Source organism: Croceivirga lutea (assembly GCF_014235875.1).
GTDB lineage: Bacteria > Bacteroidota > Bacteroidia > Flavobacteriales > Flavobacteriaceae > Croceivirga > Croceivirga lutea.
Genome location: NZ_JACJUK010000011.1, coordinates 1 through 20,498, shown reverse-complemented (window position 1 = coordinate 20,498; position 20,498 = coordinate 1). Strand labels below are relative to the sequence as shown.

The 20,498-nt window shown below is 35.0% G+C and carries 20 protein-coding genes and 2 tRNA genes; 9 read left to right on the top strand and 13 right to left on the bottom strand.

Annotated elements, in window-relative coordinates; genetic code table 11:
• Position 1: 1 nt before the first annotated feature.
• The 3 genes from H5V42_RS14600 to H5V42_RS14590 all read right to left on the bottom strand — a co-directional run bounded on the left by H5V42_RS14600 (position 2) and on the right by H5V42_RS14590 (position 1,310).
• Complete coding sequence (locus H5V42_RS14600) at positions 2-904, bottom strand: MerR family transcriptional regulator (RefSeq protein WP_185783917.1); 903 nt, start codon at positions 902-904, stop codon at positions 2-4.
• A 197-nt stretch (positions 905-1,101) separates the two neighbouring features.
• Positions 1,102-1,185 (bottom strand) — tRNA-Leu (locus tag H5V42_RS14595).
• A gap of 52 nt (positions 1,186-1,237) precedes the next feature.
• A tRNA-Lys gene (locus H5V42_RS14590) sits at positions 1,238-1,310 on the bottom strand.
• Positions 1,311-1,434: 124 nt separating this feature from the next.
• Between H5V42_RS14590 and H5V42_RS14585 the strand changes: the two genes are divergently transcribed.
• Entirely contained in the window at positions 1,435-1,959 is a 525-nt protein-coding gene (locus H5V42_RS14585) for a shikimate kinase (RefSeq protein WP_185783916.1), read from the top strand.
• On the opposite strand, the gene H5V42_RS14580 is transcribed toward H5V42_RS14585, so the two are convergent.
• Positions 1,942-2,439, bottom strand: coding sequence for a phosphoribosyltransferase family protein (locus H5V42_RS14580; RefSeq protein WP_185783915.1), 498 nt, complete (start codon positions 2,437-2,439; stop codon positions 1,942-1,944). The genes H5V42_RS14585 and H5V42_RS14580 overlap by 18 nt on opposite strands.
• Before the next feature lie 141 nt (positions 2,440-2,580).
• Positions 2,581-2,952 (bottom strand): RNA-binding S4 domain-containing protein, encoded by a 372-nt coding sequence (locus H5V42_RS14575; protein ID WP_185783914.1) that lies wholly within the window; start codon positions 2,950-2,952, stop codon positions 2,581-2,583.
• A gap of 71 nt (positions 2,953-3,023) precedes the next feature.
• On the opposite strand from H5V42_RS14575, the gene H5V42_RS14570 reads away from it, so the two are divergent.
• Entirely contained in the window at positions 3,024-4,049 is a 1,026-nt protein-coding gene (locus H5V42_RS14570; protein WP_185783913.1) for an FKBP-type peptidyl-prolyl cis-trans isomerase, read from the top strand.
• 86 nt (positions 4,050-4,135) lie between these two features.
• On the opposite strand, the gene H5V42_RS14565 is transcribed toward H5V42_RS14570, so the two are convergent.
• Genes H5V42_RS14565 through H5V42_RS14555 form a run of 3 tightly spaced genes read right to left on the bottom strand, consistent with a single transcriptional unit; the run spans position 4,136 to position 6,601 of the window.
• Complete coding sequence (locus H5V42_RS14565; protein ID WP_185783912.1) at positions 4,136-4,729, bottom strand: outer membrane beta-barrel protein; 594 nt, start codon at positions 4,727-4,729, stop codon at positions 4,136-4,138.
• Positions 4,730-4,789: 60 nt separating this feature from the next.
• Positions 4,790-5,743 carry a transketolase family protein gene (locus tag H5V42_RS14560; RefSeq protein WP_185783911.1) on the bottom strand — a complete coding sequence of 318 codons (954 nt, stop codon included), beginning with the start codon at positions 5,741-5,743 and terminating at the stop codon, positions 4,790-4,792.
• A gap of 12 nt (positions 5,744-5,755) precedes the next feature.
• Entirely contained in the window at positions 5,756-6,601 is an 846-nt protein-coding gene (locus tag H5V42_RS14555; RefSeq protein WP_185783910.1) for a transketolase, read from the bottom strand.
• Between the two features lie 173 nt (positions 6,602-6,774).
• Here H5V42_RS14555 and tgt point away from each other — a divergent pair, with 173 nt between their 5' ends.
• The 6 genes from tgt (at position 6,775) to katG (ending at position 15,458) form a co-directional block, all read left to right on the top strand.
• Entirely contained in the window at positions 6,775-7,905 is a 1,131-nt protein-coding gene (gene tgt, locus H5V42_RS14550) for a tRNA guanosine(34) transglycosylase Tgt (RefSeq protein WP_185783909.1), read from the top strand.
• Entirely contained in the window at positions 7,902-8,987 is a 1,086-nt protein-coding gene (locus tag H5V42_RS14545) for an LptF/LptG family permease (RefSeq protein ID WP_185783908.1), read from the top strand. The genes tgt and H5V42_RS14545 overlap by 4 nt, the downstream gene beginning before the upstream one ends.
• An 80-nt stretch (positions 8,988-9,067) precedes the next feature.
• Complete coding sequence (locus H5V42_RS14540) at positions 9,068-10,021, top strand: acetyl-CoA carboxylase carboxyltransferase subunit alpha (protein WP_185783907.1); 954 nt, start codon at positions 9,068-9,070, stop codon at positions 10,019-10,021.
• Positions 10,022-10,188: 167 nt separating this feature from the next.
• Positions 10,189-11,733 carry a replicative DNA helicase gene (dnaB, locus tag H5V42_RS14535; RefSeq protein WP_185783906.1) on the top strand — a complete coding sequence of 515 codons (1,545 nt, stop codon included), beginning with the start codon at positions 10,189-10,191 and terminating at the stop codon, positions 11,731-11,733.
• Positions 11,696-12,988, top strand: a complete 1,293-nt coding sequence (locus H5V42_RS14530) for an asparagine synthetase B (protein WP_194336984.1) — start codon at positions 11,696-11,698, stop codon at positions 12,986-12,988. The genes dnaB and H5V42_RS14530 overlap by 38 nt, the downstream gene beginning before the upstream one ends.
• Positions 12,989-13,205: 217 nt before the next feature.
• Positions 13,206-15,458 (top strand): catalase/peroxidase HPI, encoded by a 2,253-nt coding sequence (gene katG / locus H5V42_RS14525; protein WP_185783905.1) that lies wholly within the window; start codon positions 13,206-13,208, stop codon positions 15,456-15,458.
• 47 nt (positions 15,459-15,505) lie between these two features.
• Here katG and H5V42_RS14520 read toward each other — a convergent pair whose 3' ends face one another.
• Entirely contained in the window at positions 15,506-16,300 is a 795-nt protein-coding gene (locus H5V42_RS14520) for an HAD family hydrolase (RefSeq protein WP_185783904.1), read from the bottom strand.
• A 71-nt stretch (positions 16,301-16,371) separates the two neighbouring features.
• On the opposite strand from H5V42_RS14520, the gene H5V42_RS14515 reads away from it, so the two are divergent.
• Positions 16,372-16,794: a secondary thiamine-phosphate synthase enzyme YjbQ gene (locus tag H5V42_RS14515; protein WP_185783903.1), complete on the top strand. Its 423-nt coding sequence runs from the start codon at positions 16,372-16,374 to the stop codon at positions 16,792-16,794.
• Positions 16,795-16,851: 57 nt separating this feature from the next.
• Here the strand turns inward: H5V42_RS14515 and rplT are convergent, their stop codons facing one another.
• The 4 genes from rplT to thrS form a co-directional block, all read right to left on the bottom strand.
• Positions 16,852-17,196, bottom strand: a complete 345-nt coding sequence (gene rplT / locus H5V42_RS14510) for a 50S ribosomal protein L20 (protein ID WP_185783902.1) — start codon at positions 17,194-17,196, stop codon at positions 16,852-16,854.
• Between the two features lie 99 nt (positions 17,197-17,295).
• Positions 17,296-17,493, bottom strand: coding sequence for a 50S ribosomal protein L35 (gene rpmI / locus H5V42_RS14505; protein ID WP_185783901.1), 198 nt, complete (start codon positions 17,491-17,493; stop codon positions 17,296-17,298).
• A 30-nt stretch (positions 17,494-17,523) separates the two neighbouring features.
• Entirely contained in the window at positions 17,524-18,075 is a 552-nt protein-coding gene (infC, locus tag H5V42_RS14500) for a translation initiation factor IF-3 (RefSeq protein ID WP_185783981.1), read from the bottom strand.
• Between the two features lie 36 nt (positions 18,076-18,111).
• A complete protein-coding gene (thrS, locus tag H5V42_RS14495) occupies positions 18,112-20,052 on the bottom strand; it encodes a threonine--tRNA ligase (protein ID WP_185783900.1) in 1,941 nt (646 codons plus the stop codon).
• Positions 20,053-20,498 lie beyond the last annotated feature (446 nt).

The following is a 20,498-nucleotide window of genomic DNA, read 5'->3' as shown; positions in this document are numbered from 1 at the left end:
ATTAGATTCCGCTGGTTAATTGTTCTATTGAATTGAACGTTTTTATATGTTCAGGCAAGTTAATGTCTTCTAAATGTTGAACCATTCGGCCTAAAATCCAAAGGTTAACATTACTTTCACTATCAACTAATGTGGTACTAAATTCTTCGATGTAATCCTTTAAGTTGTCTTTAGTTGGTGAAACAGTGAAATAAGATATAAAAAAGAGATTGTCGTAATATTTTTTAAGGTCTATGAGATTTGATATCGGCATTGACTGTCCAAGAAATATGGTTTTATACCCCTTAAGTACAATCTCATAATTCAAATACAATAAACCCAATTCATGAATTTCATTTTCCGGTAAATAAAGCACAAATACTTTTTCAGTATTAGTTGGCTCAAGTACTTGGAGTTTTTCGGTATTGATAAAGATTTTTTGCTTTATCAAATGGGTAATAAAATGTTCATGAGACGGACTTATGGTATCGGTTTGCCATAGTAAACCTAACTCTGTCATTAAAGGTATAAAAACCTCATAAAATATTTCTCTAAAAGAGCGTTCAGAGAGCAAACTATTATACGTACTAAAAAACAGATTTTGATCAAAGTTTACCATTGCCAACTTAAAAGCATTAATGGCATGACTTTTCTCGCTATTTTGTGCAACAATTTCTCTAACCATAACCGGGATTTCGGTTTCTGGTATTTTAGCAATCTTTGAGATTTTGTAGCCTGTGTTGTAGAGAAGCGTAATGTTTAAAAGCTTTTGTAAACTTTTTAAACTATAAGTTCTAATGTTTGTTGAGGTACGTTCTGGTTCTAACAGATTATAACGCTTTTCCCAAATACGGATAGTGTGTGCCTTAATGCCTGAGAGATTTTCCAAGTCTCTAATACTAAAATCTTTCTTTACATTGTTCATACTTTGGAAAAAATAGTTAAACAAATTTAGTCTTTTAACACGTAAGTTCTCCAAACGTAGCGTTAAATTTTAATAACAAAATTTAGAGCTAAAATGTTGAAAATTAAAAATAGACGTTAACTCTTAGGTTTTAAAGATTAGAAATGAAGAACAGTTCTTTGCCGAAAGAATAACCTAAAAATTGCTTATTGAATTTGTGCCCACGAGAAGATTCGAACTTCCACGGGATTGCTCCCACTACCCCCTCAAGGTAGCGTGTCTACCAATTCCACCACGTGGGCATAAAACTAATCTAAACAAAAAAAGTTAAGTCCGAGAGACTTAACTTTTTTGTGACCTGACTGGGGCTCGAACCCAGGACCCTCTCCTTAAAAGGGAGATGCTCTACCAACTGAGCTATCAGGTCATAATTTCAACACTATTGAGGTTTTTTCCTCTTTAGCGGGTGCAAATATAAGACCAATTATTAATTTCACAAGTCCAAAACAATAATATTTTGTCTTAATATTAAAAAGTTCCATTTTTACAGCATGATGATAGTATTGATAGGTTATATGGGTAGTGGAAAGTCTACCGTTGGTAGGGTGTTTGCTCAAAAATTAGACACCACTTTTACTGATTTAGATGAACGTATTGAAAATGAATCTAATACAACTATTTCAGAACTGTTTAAAACTCATGGAACCATACATTTTAGAAAATTAGAAAGTAAAGTCTTACGAGATTTTGTTGAAAATAATAGTGAAGGTGTTTTAGCCCTAGGCGGCGGTACACCTTGTTACGCTAATAATATGGATTTTTTAAATGCTTCTAAGGTAATTACCATTTATCTAAAGTTATCTATACCAGAATTGGTAAAAAGATTGCGTTCACAAAAAGCACATAGACCACTTATACAAAACATTAGCGATGCAGAATTACCAGAGTTTATTGGTAAGCATCTTTTTGAACGAAGTCCGTTTTATAATCAGGCGCAATACACCATTAACTGCAATTATAAAACAGTAGAGGAGGTAGTACTAGAACTAGAAAACTTATTACGACAAGTAGACTGATGAAGCTTTACTATCTAAATCTACCGTTACATGTTCGTTCAATGAGGTAGATAATGAAATACCTTTATAGTCAGCCTTTACAGGATATTTTTTATGGTTTCTATTTACCAAAACCGCAGTTTTAAGTTGTTTCAAAGGTGTCTTTAAAAAATGGTGTACCCCATAAATAAGCGTGGTTCCAGAATTTAAAACATCATCTACCAATACAATAGACTTATTTTTGTAATCTTCCTCTTTGATTGAAGTTTTTATTGGATTGGCCAACGGCTGCTTTTTATCTATTTCCATTTTGCATAAAACAATTTCAGCTTCGGTAATTTTCTTTAACACCTGAACTATTTTTTTTGCAAAATTTAAACCGCCGCCCTCAATACCAGCTATAATAATTTCTTTTTCATCCACATTGGCTTCATAAATCTGATAGGCAATACGGCGAATTTTATACTGAATCTCTTGATGTTCTAAAATCTTATCTGGCATACTACTACAGTTAGCGGTTCAAATTTATTTGTTTTCAATTAAAGATGCTTATTTCTTTTTAAACCTAACTCAATTTTTGTGGCAATAACGATTCGTGTAAATTTTAATAACCTCTTCGTAAGAATAAAAACTAAATATAACTTATTCTGATTCGTCTAAATACTCATCTATATCTCTGCGGTCTTTCTTTGTTGGTCTTCCCATACCTTTTTTGCGATAATATTCTTTACTGTATTTCTGTAACTCATTATGTTCAAAGGCAGACTCGGGAGTGATATCTTCTCTGTAAAGATTAGTTAGTTTAGCACCAACTCTAGAATCAGGTATGTTAATTACGTTTAATTGATAGTTAATTTGATTCTTTCGCAGTTGTATTTTATCACCCGGAAAAACCTCTCTAGAAGGTTTAACAACAGCTTCATTTACCCTTACATGACCGTTTTTACATGCATTGGTTGCCATGTTTCGCGTTTTGTAATATCTAACTGCCCACAAAAACTTATCTATCCGCATATAAACTAGCTGTTAACTTCGTTTCAAAAATAAGGGAAAATCGTATCTTGCGCCCTTCAAAAAGAAGAAGGATGATTAAAAGACTGCTGTTGTTTGTTACTACCATTGCCTTATTAGGTTGTAATAATGATGATGATAATGATGATGCCGTACCTCCAAGACTCTTATCAGAAGTTGCTGAAGAAAATGATGAGGAAATTTTAGCGTTTTTAGGTTCACATACGTTTAACTACGAAGAATTTGAACAAACACCAGCGGGTTTCGATTTTAAAATTGTTATTGATACCATTACCGAAGCTAATGCGGATAAAATGTCTTTTATGGACTTTTTAACCATGGATTCGCTTAAGGTAGAAACTGTGAATGTATCGTCAAATGAGTTTCTTCTAAGCGAAGAAGAAAATGATGTTCCGCATAAATACTATTACATGGTTTTAAGAGAAGGTGTTGGCGCTACACCTTCTGTTGCAGATTCAGTCTATGTCAGGTATCGCGGTCAATTATTAAATAGAACTTCTTTTGATGGAACTGATTTTACCCCTACTTGGTTTGACTTAGTTACATTACAACAACCGCAATCAAGCTTCGGAGGAAAAAGTTTTAGAGGTTTTGGACTAGGGGCTTCTAAAATAGCATCTGGTGGGGAAGTAATAAATAACAATGATGGAACATTTTCAGTTGATGGCTACGGAATAGGTTTGGTAATATTTCCTTCAGGTTTAGGAAACTTCAATAACGTTTCAGGAGCGATTCCACAATACAGTCCATTGATTTTCACCTATGATATGTTTGCGATGAATGTTGCAGACCACGACCAAGACGGAGTACCTTCTATAGAAGAAGACCTTAATGGCAATGGGTATTTATTTGATGATAATACAGATTTAACCAGTGAAGAGAATTCTGGATCTACATTTAGGTTTCCTGACTATGTTGATATCGATGACGACGATGATGGCGTACTTACAAAAACAGAAATTTCAGATGCCAATTGCGATATTGTATTGCCTTATCCTGATACCAATAATGATGGCACACCAGATTATTTAGATGCAGATGTACAAAAAGAAGATTGTGATGATGATACTGATGATTAAAGGATTTGCTATTTAAACAAATAAGAAAAGCCCAAATGAATTTTCATTTGGGCTTTTTAATGCGTTGCACTTTGGTGTGATTGTGATTAAATCTTTAAAGAAAGACTTAGAATTAATTGGTCTGGACGAGTATCTACTCGGTCACCATTTAAATTAGTTAGGTTAGCGTTAATAAAATTAACTTCGTTTTCACTAAAACCTCTTTCATATCTAAGGTCAATACCAAATTTACCAAGATTAACGCCTGCTCCTAAATTCATACCTACGGTAAAATCATTTTCTACTTCATCAAAAGTAATTCCATCACTTTCAAATTCAGTATCCAATAAATACTGAAAAGATGGGCCAGCAAATACATGTAACGGACCAATAACCTTTACTCCTACTAAAGCGGGAACATCTAGTTTTTTAATTTTTAAATCACCTTCATCATAACCAGATGATGTACTGGTATACACCAACTCTGGTCTAAAATAAATGCGATTACCAATTTTACCCCAAAAACCAACATGGAAACCTGCGTTTCTATCAGGATTTTCAAAAGCTTGTGCGGCAGAATCAAAATAATCGCCATTACCGTTGTAATTAATACCGGTTTTGATACCAAATCCTGACCCAGACTGTGCTAATGCCATTGCACCTGTAAAAAGCGCAACAACTACTAAAATTGTTTTTTTCATGACTTTGCTTTGTTTAAAGTTATGTACGGTCAAAATAGCTATCAAAGACGATACCAAAGTTTATTTTCTTTTAATAACCTTGTGAACAGCAGCTTCTATAGCTTTTGCATTTAGCCCATATTTATCCATTAATTGGTCTGGTGTTCCACTTTCACCAAAGGTGTCTTTTGTAGCTATAAACTCTTGTGGCGCGGGGTTATGTTCGGCTAAAGTTCTGGCTACACTTTCTCCTAAACCGCCTAAATAATTATGTTCTTCAGCAGAAACTACACAACCCGTTTTTTGAACAGAGTCGATAATAGCTTTTTTATCTAAAGGCTTAATGGTGTGAATATTTATGACCTCGCAAGAAACACCTTGATTCTCTAAATTTTCGGCAGCTAAAAGCGCTTGCCACACTAAATGGCCTGTTGCAATGATAGTTACATCAGAACCTTCTGTTAACAGTAGTGCTTTACCTATCTCAAATTTTTGATTAACTGGAGTAAAGTTGGCAACTTTAGGTCTACCAAATCTTAGATACACTGGGCCGTGGTGCTCAGCAATAGCTAAAGTAGCTGCCTTGGTTTGGTTAAAATCACAAGGATTTATCACCGTCATACCAGGTAACATTTTCATTAAACCGATATCTTCCAAAATTTGATGCGTAGCACCATCTTCACCTAAAGTTATACCTGCGTGTGAGGCACAAATTTTTACGTTTTTATCAGAATATGCTATCGACTGTCTTATTTGGTCATAAACCCTACCTGTTGCAAAATTGGCGAACGTACTTGCAAATGGTATTTTACCACCAATAGTCATACCAGCGGCAATACCCATCATATTTGCTTCCGCTATTCCAACTTGAAAGAAGCGTTCTGGGTTTTCATCTATAAATGTTTGAATTTTTAAAGAACCTACAAGGTCTGCACATAAGGCAACCACGTTTGGGTTGGTTCTTCCCAGCTCAGTCATACCTTCACCGTATCCACTTCTGGTGTCTTTTTTTCCTTGGTCTGTATATTTTGTCATGATAATTTCTTTTTAATAGTCACCTAAAGTTTCTGGGTTTTGCGCTAAGGCAGTTGCTAATTGCTCATCATTAGGAGCTTTACCATGCCAAGCATGGGTATGCATCATAAAATCTACACCATTACCCATCATGGTAGTCATTACTATACAAACAGGTTTACCTTTTCCAGTTCTGTTTTTGGCTTCATTTAAACCGTCTATTACTTGTTTTAGGTCGTTACCGTCTTCAATTTCTAAAACATCCCAACCAAATACGCTGAATTTTTCTGAAACATCACCAAGTGCCATAACTTCTTCGGTTGGTCCATCAATTTGTTGACCATTTCTGTCAATGGTGCAAATTAGGTTGTCAACTTTTTTTGAAGCAGCATATATAATGGCTTCCCAGTTTTGCCCTTCTTGTAATTCTCCATCACCATGCAAACTATACACTAGACTAGTGTCTTTATTTAATTTTTTAGTTTCAGCGGCACCAATTGCAACAGACATGCCTTGACCCAAAGAACCTGAAGCAACACGTATACCAGGTAATCCTTCATGCGTAGTTGGGTGACCTTGTAATCTAGAATCTATTAATCTAAAAGTGTTTAATTCTTCTACAGGAAAGTAGCCTTTACGTGCTAAAACGCTGTAGAAAACTGGTGAGATATGTCCGTTTGATAAGAAGAAAAGGTCTTCTCCAATACCGTCCATATCAAAACCATCTTTTAGGTTCATTATTTCGTTGTAAAGTGCTACAAAAAATTCTGTGCAACCAAGTGAACCACCTGGATGACCAGAATTTACTTTATGCACCATACGTAGTATGTCTCGTCGTACTTGCACGACTAAATCTTCAAGTTGTTTTATGTCTGCCATGGGTTTGTTTATAATTCAGCCAAAAGTAGTGGCAATTAGCTTTGAAACCAAATTGAAAACGCTCTGTTATAAACAAGTATTTAATTGTTAAATAGTCTGGCCAATAAACTTTATTTTTTTGTTAAGGTATTCACCAAAACCAGTTGGCTATATTTGCGCTTCAATTTAGAAGATTGGAATTTAATTTACTTCAAAAAGATAAAGGGTCTAAAGCCAGAGCAGGTAAACTTATAACTGACCATGGCGAAATTGAAACCCCAATTTTTATGCCCGTTGGTACAGTGGCCTCAGTAAAAGGAGTACACCAAAGAGAGCTAAAAAATGATATAAACCCTGATATTATTCTTGGGAACACCTATCATTTATACTTGCGTCCTGGTATTGAAATTTTAGAACAGGCTGGTGGATTGCACAAGTTTATGGGTTGGGATAGAAATATTTTGACTGATAGTGGCGGCTACCAGGTGTATTCCTTATCGGGTAATCGAAAAATACAAGAAGAAGGTGTTCATTTTAAATCGCACATAGACGGTTCTAAACATTTTTTTACCCCAGAAAATGTGATGGAAATTCAACGCGTTATTGGAGCAGACATTATTATGGCATTTGATGAGTGTACGCCCTACCCATGTGATTATCAATATGCAAAAAAATCAATGCATATGACACATAGATGGCTAGATAGATGTATAAATCATTTAGAAAAACTGCCATTTAAATATGATTACTCACAAAGTTTTTTTCCAATTGTTCAAGGTTCTACTTACAAAGATTTACGTAGGCAATCCGCAGAATATATTGCTTCAGTAGGTGCAGAAGGTAATGCCATAGGAGGATTATCGGTTGGGGAGCCAGCAGAAGAAATGTACGAGATGGCAGAAATTGTTTGTGATATTCTTCCGGAAGATAAACCAAGATATTTAATGGGTGTGGGTACCCCAATAAATATTCTAGAAAATATAGCCTTAGGTGTAGATATGTTTGACTGTGTTATGCCAACAAGAAATGCCCGTAATGGTATGTTATTTACCTCTGAAGGTACCATCAATATTAAAAACAAAAAATGGGAGAATGATTTTTCACCTATTGATGAATTGGGAGTAACTTTTGTAGACACCGAATATTCTAAAGCATATCTAAGACATTTATTCGCGGCAAATGAATATTTAGGAAAACAAATTGCAACAATACATAACCTTGGCTTTTACCTTTGGTTGGTACGCACCGCTAGAGAACGTATTTTAGCTGGAGATTTTGCCTCTTGGAAAAATAAAATGGTTAATAAGATGGGTAGGCGTTTATGAAGCTTGGTGTACTTGATAAATACATTTTAAAAAGATACCTCTTTACATTTGGGGGAATTTTGTTATTATTTATTCCGATAGGAATAATGGTTTCTCTTGCTGAAAAAATAGGTAAGATTATAGATAACGAAGCCCCTCTAGCCGAAGTTATAGTATTTTATGGCAACTTTAGTTTAGTTATTGGTAACCTGTTATTGCCGATAATGCTATTCTTATCTATTATATACTTTACTTCTAGAATGGCGAGTAATACAGAGATTGTTGCCATTTTAAGTTCTGGAGTCTCTTATTGGCGGTTTTTAAGACCTTATATGATTGGCGCTACTATTGTTGCCATCTTAATTTTTATGATGGGTATGTTTATTGTACCTCACGCAAGTATTGGCTTTAATGAGTTTGAATACAAATATTTTAAAAAGGGTAGGGCAGACCGGCAAACAAAGAACATTTTTAATCAGTTAAATGAAACTGATTTTATTTATGTGAGTAGCTTTGAACCTAACAGGCAAATTGGTTACGATTTTACCTATGAACATTTTGATGAAAATCAACAACTAGAATATAAAATTAATGCTGCCAACATAAGATGGTTACCACAAGACAGTATTTATAGATTAACAACTTATAGCAAACGTACCTTAAAAGATGGTATTGAGTACGTGCAAACCAAAAGAAGGTTAGATACTATTTTTGATTTTCAAATAGATGATTTAGCCCCAGTTTCATATGTGGCGGATACCAAAAATTTGTTTGAGTTAAATGATTTTATATCCGACCAAAAACGAAAAGGTGCTGCAAACATTAATACCTACATCTTGGTGAAGTATAAAAGATGGGCCCTGCCTATTGCAGCATTTATCTTAACTATCATTGCTGTTGCAGTTTCTTCTGTAAAACGTAGAGGCGGTATGGGGGTTAATTTGGCTTTTGGTATTGGAGTTGCCTTTATCTACATATTTTTTGACCGTATTTTTGGTACACTAGCTGAACAGTCTGGGTTTTCGCCGCTTTTAGCAGTAATAATCCCTAACCTAATATTTGGTCTTTTGGCATACATTCTTCTGCAAAAAGCTAAGCGATAAGTTTTAAAACTACTTTATTCTTACCCATTATAAATTGTATCTTTGCGTGCTAAATTAACTCAAGAGACGCTTACATAATTATGGAATATCTAGAATTTGAGCTTCCTATTAAGGAATTGGAACAACAACTTGATAAATGTAGAATTATCGGAGAGGAAAGTGATGTTGATGTTACCGAAACCTGCCAACAAATAGAAAAGAAACTAGAAGAAACCAAAAAAGACATCTATAAGAACCTATCGGCATGGCAAAGGGTACAACTATCTAGACACCCTAACCGACCATATACCATGGATTATATTACTGCACTTTGTGGAGATACTTTTTTAGAATTGCATGGTGACCGTACGGTAAAAGACGACAAAGCAATGATAGGTGGTCTAGGTAAAATAGGCGACCAAAGTTTTATGTTCATTGGTCAACAAAAGGGGTACAATACCAAAACGCGTCAATATAGAAACTTTGGTATGGCTAACCCAGAAGGGTATAGAAAAGCATTGCGATTAATGAAATCTGCTGAAAAGTTTGGTGTACCTGTAGTAACATTTGTAGATACTCCGGGTGCTTACCCCGGTATTGAAGCAGAAGAACGTGGACAAGGTGAAGCCATTGCCCGTAATATCTTAGAAATGTCTCGCTTAAAAGTACCAATTATTGTAATAATTATAGGTGAAGGTGCTTCAGGTGGCGCTTTAGGTATTGGTGTAGGCGATAAAGTACTTATGCTTGAGAATACATGGTATTCTGTAATTTCTCCTGAATCTTGCTCTTCTATACTTTGGAGAAGTTGGGAATACAAAGAACAGGCTGCAGAAGCATTGAAATTAACGGCAAGCGATATGAAAAGGCAAAAGCTTATAGACGAAATTGTAAAAGAGCCTTTAGGTGGTGCCCACACAGACCGTGAGAAAACATTTACAACCGTAAAAAACAAAATAACTTCCCATTTTGAAGAATTAAAAAAGTTATCACCAAAGGAATTGGTGAAAACTCGAATGGAAAAATATAGTAATATGGGGGTGTATAACGGTTAACCCTTGTTTTTTCGTTTTAAAATTTCTTTAACATTTTTTGTTTTGCGTTAATTTCTAGTTATTAACAACAAATTTGTAGTTATCAACATTACATTTGTTTATTACTGGTTAACATTCGTAATTAAAATTTAAGGTTAACTGAAAGTTAATTACATACTTTCGTACTTATGGAGAACACACCCCAGATAATAGGTCGACGCATAGACTCGTCTAAGATAATCCCGTTTGAAAAAGGAAAAATACCACCACAAGCTGTTGATTTAGAGGAAGTTGTGCTTGGAGCTATGATGATTGACAAAAAGGGTGTTGATGAGGTTATTGATATTCTTCATGAGGATGTCTTCTATAAGGATGCACATAAATATATTTATGAAGCCATCTTTAAACTGTTTGAATCTTCTGAACCAATTGACTTATTAACCGTTTCTTCGCAATTAAAGAAAGATGGTAAGCTAGAAGCCTCTGGTGGTGACTTTTACCTAATTAAACTCACTCAAAAAGTTGCTTCATCTGCCCATATTGAATTTCATGCACGTATTATTCTTCAAAAATTTATTCAACGTAGTTTAATTAAAATCTCAAATGAGATAATTGAAGATGCTTATAATGAATCAACAGATGTTTTTGATTTATTAGACAATGCTGAATCAAAATTATATGAGGTAACCCAAGGTAATTTAAAACGTTCTGCAGAAACCGCACAGAATTTAGTTATTCAAGCCAAGAAAAAAATTGAAGAAATTTCAAACAAAGAAGGGTTAAGTGGTATACCATCTGGATTTGATAAGCTAGATAAGTTGACTTCTGGCTGGCAACCTAGTGATTTAATTATTGTAGCAGCAAGACCTGGTATGGGTAAAACGGCCCTAACACTGTCAATGGCCCGCAATATTGCTGTGAATTCTAATATACCTGTCGCTTTCTTTTCGCTAGAAATGTCATCCGTACAGTTAATTACACGGTTAATTTCTTCAGAAACAGGGTTGTCATCAGAAAAGTTACGTACGGGCAAGCTAGAGAAACATGAGTGGGAACAATTAAATGTAAAAGTAAAATCATTAGAAAAAGCACCGTTGTTTATTGATGATACACCCTCGTTGTCAATTTTTGATTTAAGAGCTAAGGCAAGAAGGTTAGCCTCTCAGCATGGTATTCGAATGATTGTAATTGACTACTTGCAGTTAATGACAGCGGGTGGTAGTCAAAAAGGAGGAAATAGAGAGCAAGAAATATCTACGATTTCTCGTAACCTAAAAGCACTTGCAAAAGAATTAAATGTGCCAGTAATTGCCCTATCTCAGCTTTCTAGAGCTGTAGAAACCAGAGGTGGAAGTAAAAGACCAATTTTATCTGACCTTCGTGAATCTGGTGCAATTGAGCAAGATGCAGATATTGTATCGTTTATTTATAGACCTGAATATTACAAAATTGATGAGTGGGATGATGAAGAACGTACCCCTACTCAAGGCCAAGCAGAATTCATTGTTGCAAAGCATCGTAATGGTGGACTTGAAAACATTAGGTTAAAGTTCATTGGTGCTTTAGGTAAATTCGATAATTTAGAAGAGTTTGATTCTCCTTTTGAGTTTCAATCTAAGATGAATGATGATGAAAATCCTTTCGCTCCAAAAGATTTACCCTCAGCTGAAGAAGCTTTTGGTAGTTCAATTAATCATGACTCAACAAACCCAGACGACGACGTTCCTTTTTAATAAGGCTTTTTTAAGCGTAGCTTTTTTGTTTTTTTCATGGATAGCTTCAGCGTCGGTGATTCTCATACCTATGGATGCTGAAAATCAAAAAAACCATTTAAAAGCTTATGGTATTACCTATTGGGTACTTACAAAGCAACAAAAAGTTCAGTGGCTACTCAATTACAGAGGTGGCTCTTTTTTATTACCAGATGGTGACCCTATTAGAAAAGAATGTCAAATTAGAGGAGTGTCTTTTGAGGTATTATCAGATGCTGAAGCTGCATCTATTTTAGATGAAATTAGTAGTCCTTCTAAAAATCAAGAGGCGGTAATATTAGAGAAAGCTCCAAAAATTGCCGTTTACTCTCCAAAAGATAGCCAACCTTGGGATGATGCCGTGACCATGGTGCTGACTTATGCTGAAATTCCGTATGTAACTATTTATGATGAAGAAGTGCTCGATGATAAACTAGCTTTATATGATTGGTTGCATCTACATCATGAAGATTTTACCGGGCAATATGGTAAATTCTATGGTGCTTATAGAGCTGCTCCGTGGTATATAGAAGGTAAAAGATTGGCAGAAGAACGTGCCAATAAATTAGGTTACACTAAGGTATCTGTACAAAAAGGAGCAGTAGCAGAAAAGATTAGAAGGTATGTAATTGGTGGTGGATTTATGTTTGCCATGTGTTCAGCTACAGATAGTTTTGATATTGCTCTAGCAGCAAACGGTTTAGATATTTGCGAGCCAATGTTTGATGGTGACCCTTCAGAACCTAATTACCAAGCCAAACTTGATTTCAATAGAACTTTTGCTTTTTCAAATTTTACTTTGGAACGTAATCCTTTAAAATATGAATTCTCAAGTATTGATATGACGGCTAAACGTAAAATTCCGAAAGAGTCTGATTATTTTTCTCTGATGGAATTTTCTGCTAAATGGGACCCTGTACCCACAATGCTTACCCAAAATCATACAACCTTAGTAAAAGGTTTTATGGGGCAAACAACATCCTTTACTTCTAAGGAAGTAAAACCTACTGTAATGGTTTTAGGTGAAAGTAAATTAAATGGAGAGGCCAGATATATCCACGGTATTCAAGGTAAAGGTTTCTTTACGTTTTATGGAGGTCATGATCCAGAAGATTATCAACATAGAGTGGGAGACCCTAAAACCGAGTTGGAGCTACATCCAACTTCACCTGGTTATCGTTTAATTTTAAATAACGTTCTTTTTCCAGCCGCAAAAAAGAAAAAACAAAAAACGTAATTATCATTTTTTTGCAGTTTAATGTGCCATCAAAACTCACTATACTTCGTAAATATAATTTTGCGGGCTAATCTTGTATATAAGTAATAGTGATACTAAAATACTTGTCTTATAGTCAAAACCAATATTGTAATAACTCAAATAGATTAGTTTCTCCTTAACTTTAAAGGGGATAGTCATAATTTTAGAAGTATAAATAAGTAATCTATAGAATTCAATGGAAAATAAACAAAACGGTAATCCTCATGGCGGTGAAGCCTGGGATGTCAATGATTCATCTGCAAAATGTCCATTTTTAAATGGAGAACTCTCACAAGCAGCTGGTGGTGGTACATCTAATGAAGATTGGTGGCCAAACTCTCTTAATTTGAGCATTCTAAGACAGCATTCTAATATGGTTGACCCTATGGGTGAAGAATATGATTATGCTGAAGAGTTTAAAAAATTAGATTTAGCTGCTGTTAAAAAAGACTTAACTGATTTAATGACAGATAGTCAAGACTGGTGGCCAGCAGATTATGGTCATTATGGACCATTTTTTATTAGAATGGCATGGCATGCAGCAGGAACTTATCGTATCTCTGATGGTAGAGGTGGTGGTGGTACTGGTGCACAAAGGTTTGCTCCATTAAACAGTTGGCCAGATAATGCTAATCTAGATAAAGCAAGACTTCTACTATGGCCAATTAAGCAGAAATATGGTAAAAAACTGTCTTGGGCAGACCTATTAATATTGGCAGGAAACGTTGCTCATGAAAGTATGGGCCTTAAAATGTATGGTTTTGCTGGTGGTAGAAAAGATATTTATCAATCAGAATTAGATATCAACTGGGGTAACGAGAAGGAATGGTTAGGTAACAAAGAACGTTACAACGAAGATGGTGAAATGGAAAGAACTTTTGGTGCCGCACATATGGGTCTTATTTATGTGAATCCAGAAGGTCACAACGCTAATCCTGACCCCGTAGATGCCGCAAAATATATCAGAGAAACCTTTGGTAGAATGGCAATGAACGATTACGAAACAGTTGCATTAATTGCAGGAGGTCACACTTTTGGTAAAACTCATGGTGCTGGGGTTGATGCTGACCATTTAGAACCAGAACCAAATGGTGCTCCAATTGAAATGATGGGTATGGGTTGGAAAAACAATCTTGGTTCAGGCGTTGGAGAATATACAATAACAAGTGGAATTGAAGGTGCATGGACAGATACACCCACAAAATGGAGTCATAAGTATCTGGAAAACCTATTTAATTACGAATGGGAGTTGCATAAAGGTCCAGGAGGTGCTTGGCAATATAAACCAAAAGATGGTGCAGGTGCCGAAACCGTACCAGATGCTCATAACCCAGAAAAAAAGCACGCTCCATTTATGTTGGTAACAGATTTATCGTTACGCATGGACCCAGCTTATGAAAAAATATCAAGACAATTCTTAGAGAATCCAGACGAATTCGCAGAAGCATATGCTAAAGCATGGTTTAAATTAACTCACAGAGATATGGGACCAAAAGCTAGATATTTAGGTCCAGAAGTACCAGCAGAAGATTTATTGTGGCAAGACCCAATACCTGCTGTGAATCACGAATTAATTAATGATGCTGATGTTGAAGAATTAAAGAAGAATATACTTGCTTCAGGCTTAAGTACTCAAGAATTAGTAACTACGGCGTGGGGTGCAGCATCTTCTTTTAGAGGTTCTGATTTACGTGGTGGTGCCAATGGTGGTAGAATTCGTTTAGCTCCACAAAATACTTGGGAGGCTAACAACCCTAAACGTCTTCAAAAAGTTATAGATACGCTTACAAGAATTCAAGACGAATTTAATAGCAATCAATCTGGTGATAAGCAAGTTTCAATTGCTGATTTAATTGTATTAGCTGGAACAGCTGCTGTTGAAAAAGCAGCAAAAGATGGTGGTTTTAACGTGAATGTACCATTCACTCCAGGTAGAATGGATGCCTCAGCTGAACAAACTGATGCTGAAGGTTTTGAAGCTCTAGAACCCGTTGCAGATGGTTTTCGTAACTTTTTAAAACAAAAATATTCTGCAAGAACAGAAGAGTTGTTAGTAGATAAAGCTCAATTACTAACACTTACTGCACCAGAAATGACTGCTTTAATTGGGGGAATGAGAGCGTTAGGCGCTAATTATGACGATTCTAAACATGGAGTTTTAACTTCTAAACCTGGTGTATTAAGTAATGATTTCTTCGTGAATTTATTGGATTATAACACAGTTTGGAATACCATTGATGAGCAAGAAGAAGTATTTGAAGGAAAGGATAGAAAATCTGGAAATGTTAAGTGGACTGCAACAAGAGCAGATTTAATATTTGGTTCAAATTCGGAATTAAGAGCTATTGCTGAAGTTTATGGTTGTAATGATGCAGAGGAAAAGTTTGTAAATGACTTTGTTGCTGCGTGGACTAAAGTGATGAATTTAGATAGATTTGACTTAAACTAAATGGTCAGACTTATTAAAAATAGAAGGCGGTCTTTTGACCGCCTTTTTTATTTTATCAATTTTTCTAAAATTCGTTCAACTCCATAATCGTTATTATTCGTAGTTTGAAATTGAGCAACTCGTTTTACATTTGGATGTGCATTTTCCATGGCAAAACTGTACTTTGCCAGTGCTAACATCTCAATATCATTATTATAATCTCCAAATACAAGAAGTTCATCAGTTGATACATTGTATTCTTTCATTACTTTTTCTAAAGCATAACCTTTATTGGCATTTTTATGAGAAACATCAACCCAGTTTGAACCCGATACTTTTACTTTTAAGTCGCCTTCAAAGTGTTCAACTTTAGGATAAATGTATTTTTCTGAATCTTCAAAATGATAAATAGCAACCTTTAATACTTCAGTATCTACTTCTTTTTGGTTAGTAACAATTTCAAAACTTGAATAGTACTCCTTTAACAACTTAAGAAAATCATCAGAAGCTCCGTCAACATATGCATTGTTTTCACTACATAAAACCGGATGCGCGTTAGAAACGGGATGTACAGCATCTAGTATACCGCTTATAGCATTTCTAGCTATAGGTGTAGTTAATAGAACTTCATCATTTCGTTTTATAAGGGCACCATTTTCAGCAATAAAAGTTATTTGGTTTTTTATGCTAGAAAGCTTGTCTAACATACTATGATATTGTCTACCACTTGCGGCTACAAAATGAATTCCCTGATTTTGAAGGCTTGTAAAAAGCTCAAAGAATTGGTTGCTTACTTCATGATTTGAATTTAATAGTGTGCCATCCATATCAGACACTACCATTTTAACTCTAGATAAATCCATATAATTATATAAAGAACAAAGGTAATACCAAGAAGCCTGCCTTGGTGTAAAGATTGTATTAACTTCAACCCATGAAATTTTATCAAACCGAAATTACTTTAAAACCGTACAAGCGGGGTTTTCATTTAATTACAAATGTTATAATAGCTAATCTTCAAGAAATAGAATCAATTACAGTAGGTATTTTACAGGTTTTTATAAAACACACTTCAGCCAGTTTAACTATAAATGAAAATGCTGACCCAACGGTAAGAGTAGATTTTGAATCTCATTTTAATGTCATGGTACCAGAAAATCAATCGTATTACAAACACAATTATGAGGGTTCAGATGATATGCCAGCTCATATAAAATCAGCTTTACTGGGAACAACAGTTCAAGTGCCTATTTCTAATGGAAATTTGAATTTGGGAATATGGCAAGGAATTTATTTGTGTGAACACAGAGATTATGCTTCTGGTAGAAATGTTGTAATTACTGCTTTTGGTACATAAAAAAATCCTGCCGATTTCGACAGGATTTTTTTAAGCGGGGTTAAAGTTTATGTGAATTTATTTTACTTTTTCAACTATAGCTTTAAATGCATCTGGATGATTCATTGCTAAATCGGCTAAAACTTTACGATTTAGGTCGATGTTGTTAGCTTTTACCTTACCCATAAATTGTGAGTAAGAGAGGCCGTGCATTCTTGCACCTGCATTAATACGTGTAATCCAAAGAGCTCTAAAAGTTCTCTTCTTGTTTCTTCTATCACGGTAAGCGTATTGCATTGCTTTTTCTACCGCGTTTTTGGCTACTGTCCAAACATTTTTTCTTCGTCCGAAGTAACCTTTTGCTTGCTTCATCACCTTTTTTCTTCTGGCTCTTGAAGCTACTGAGTTTACTGATCTTGGCATTTTAATTTAATTTTTTTGTAGTAGGCGCCCTTATTTAATTTGTAGGAACTTTTGTGAGCCTAACTCCATGGTTAAACAATTATTAAACCTAAAGAAGTCTTACTTTAAACGTAATTGTTCTTTAATACTATTAACGTCAGCCTCATGTACTAATGTTGAGTGCGTTAACCTTAGCTTACGCTTTTTAGATTTCTTAGTCAATATATGACTCTTAAAAGCATGCTTTCTTTTAATTTTGCCTGAGCCTGTAAGCTTAAAACGCTTTTTAGCACTGGACTTTGTTTTCATCTTAGGCATTTTCTCTCTTTTTTATCCTAGTAACTCCGCTTATTTCTTATTTGTTTTAGGGGCAATCATCATTGTCATACGTTTACCCTCTAACTTAGGCATTTGTTCAACTTTACCTAAATCTTCTAATTCTTGTGCCAAACGTAAAAGTAAAATTTCACCTTGGTCTTTATACACTATTGATCGACCTTTAAAAAATACATATGCCTTTAATTTGGCACCATCCTTTAAAAATTTCTCAGCGTGACGCTTTTTGAATTCATAATCATGGTCATCTGTTTGAGGACCAAATCGAATTTCTTTAACTACTACTTTCGTAGCTTTGGCTTTTAACGCCTTTTCTCTTTTCTTTTGCTCGTACAAGAATTTTTTGTAATCAATAATCTTACAAACCGGTGGTTTAGCGTTTGGGCTAATTTCAACCAAATCTAATTCTTGTTCTTTGGCAATTGCTAATGCTTTTCTAACAGGGTAAACACCCATTTCAATATTATCACCTACCAATCTTACCTCTGGTACGGTTATTTTTTCATTGATTTTGTGGGGATTTTTGTTTTCCCTTCTTGGCTGTGGCCTAGATCTTCTTCTAATTGCTATGACTTAATAATTTTGTTAAACTTAATTTTATTAGAACGACTTTAAGGTACTATTAATTTCGTTCGAAATCAAATTGGCAAAATCTTTTATTGAGATATTACCTAAATCTTCACCTCCGTGTCTTCTTACTGCAATGGTACCATTTTCTTCTTCATTCTCACCTACAACGAGCATAAAAGGTATTTTTTTTAGCTCTGTCTCTCGAATTTTCTTCCCTACAGTCTCGTTCCTATTATCAATGAGCGCGCGAATTTCGTGATTTTCAAGCGAATTCAAAACTTTTTCTGCATATTTTTCATACTTCTCACTCACAGGAAGTAACATTGCTTGCGTAGGAATTAACCATAATGGGAAATTACCTCCTGTGTGCTCCAATAATAATGCCACAAATCTTTCTAAACTTCCAAACGGTGCTCTGTGAATCATTACTGGTCTATGCAGCTCATTATCACTGCCTTTATATGTTAGGTCAAAACGTTCTGGTAAATTGTAATCAACCTGTATTGTTCCTAATTGCCAATTTCGACCTAAAGCGTCTTTAATCATAAAATCCAACTTTGGACCATAAAAAGCAGCCTCGCCAGATTCTATGACAAAATCTAAACCTTTTTCTTCTGCAGCTTCTATGATTGCTTGTTCTGCTTTCTCCCAGTTTTCTACTTCGCCAATGTATTTTTCTGGTTTTTCTAAATCCCTAACTGAAACTTGTGCGGTAAAATTGTCAAAACCTAATGATCCCAAAACATAAAGAGTTAAGTCGATTACTTTTTTGAATTCATCATTTAATTGATCATTGGTACAAAAAATGTGTGCGTCGTCTTGTGTAAAGCCCCGAACTCTTGTTAAACCATGCAGTTCTCCGCTTTGTTCATATCTATAAACCGTACCAAACTCTGCATATCGTTTGGGTAAGTCTTTGTAACTCCATCTACTGTTCTTGTAGATTTCGCAATGGTGAGGACAATTCATTGGTTTAAGCAAAAACTCCTCATCTTCTTTCGGAGTATGAATAGGTTGAAAACTATCTTCTCCATATTTGGCATAATGTCCAGATGTTACATAAAGTTCTTTTTGGCCAATATGGGGTGTAACCACCATTTCATACCCGGCTTTTTTTTGAGCGCTTTTAAGAAAATTTTCTAGACGTTCTCTCAGTGCTGCTCCCTTTGGCAACCATAGCGGTAATCCTTGTCCAACTTTTTGTGAGAAAGTAAATAGCTCTAGTTCTTTGCCTAACTTTCGGTGATCACGTTTTTTCGCTTCTTCTAATAACTCAAGATATTCAGTTAATTGTTTTTGCTTTGGAAATGAAATGCCATATACTCTAGTCAATTGTGTGTTATTTTCATCTCCTCTCCAGTAAGCTCCAGCTACATTTAATATCTTGATTGCTTTAATAAGGCCAGTATTTGGAATATGGCCACCACGACAAAGATCAGTAAAAGTGCTATGGTCACAAAAAGTGATTTCGCCGTCGTTAAGATTTTCAATTAATTCAACCTTGTATTCATTGTTTTGACTGTTATAAAAATTCAGTGCGTCAGCTTTTGAAACTTCACGCATTTTAAAATTGTGTTTACCTCTAGCAATTTCAAGTGCCCTTTTTTCTACAGTGGAAAAATCTTTTTCTGAAATAGTATGCTCTCCAAAATCTACATCATAATAAAAGCCGTTCTCTATTGCTGGGCCAATAGTTAATTTGATACCAGGATATAATTCTTGTAAAGCCTGAGCCACAACATGTGATGATGAGTGCCAAAAAGCTTTTTTACCTTCGTCATTCTCCCACGTATATAAGGTTAATGTACCATCCTCTTTTAATGGAGTAGATACTTCTACCGTTGTGCCATTGAAATTGGCAGATATAACATTTCTTGCTAAGCCTTGGCTAATTTCTAACGCCACATCAAAAGGAGTGGAGTTGCTTTCCATTTGTTTAACCGCCCCATCTGGCAGTGTTATATTAATCATCTGATATCTTTTAAGACAAGGGCAAAGATAATATCTTGAAGAGATGTAACAATAGAACTCAGCAATAACATGAATAAGTAATTAGAATAAATTATCGTGTAAATTAAAAGATTTTAAAGGGGTGATATCTTTTTTAATTCTTAAAACATTGCTTTTCAGATTATTGTATTTTTTTTAAAATTTTTTTTGAAAAACATTTGGTGAGAAGAAAAAAACGGTTTTATATTTGCACCCGCTTTGCTAGAGAGCAGGGTGTTAACTGAGGCGAAAGAGGAGTTACTTTAGGGTAATGAAAATGGAGTTAAAAGTTGTAAAAAAAACAAAGTTCATTAGACATATTGAAACGACAGCGTAGAATAAACAACAAGTAATTCGAAAGATTTCTTTGGGTTTTGGATGGACTAGAGTCGTAGAATATTAAAGATTATACGATGGAGAGTTTGATC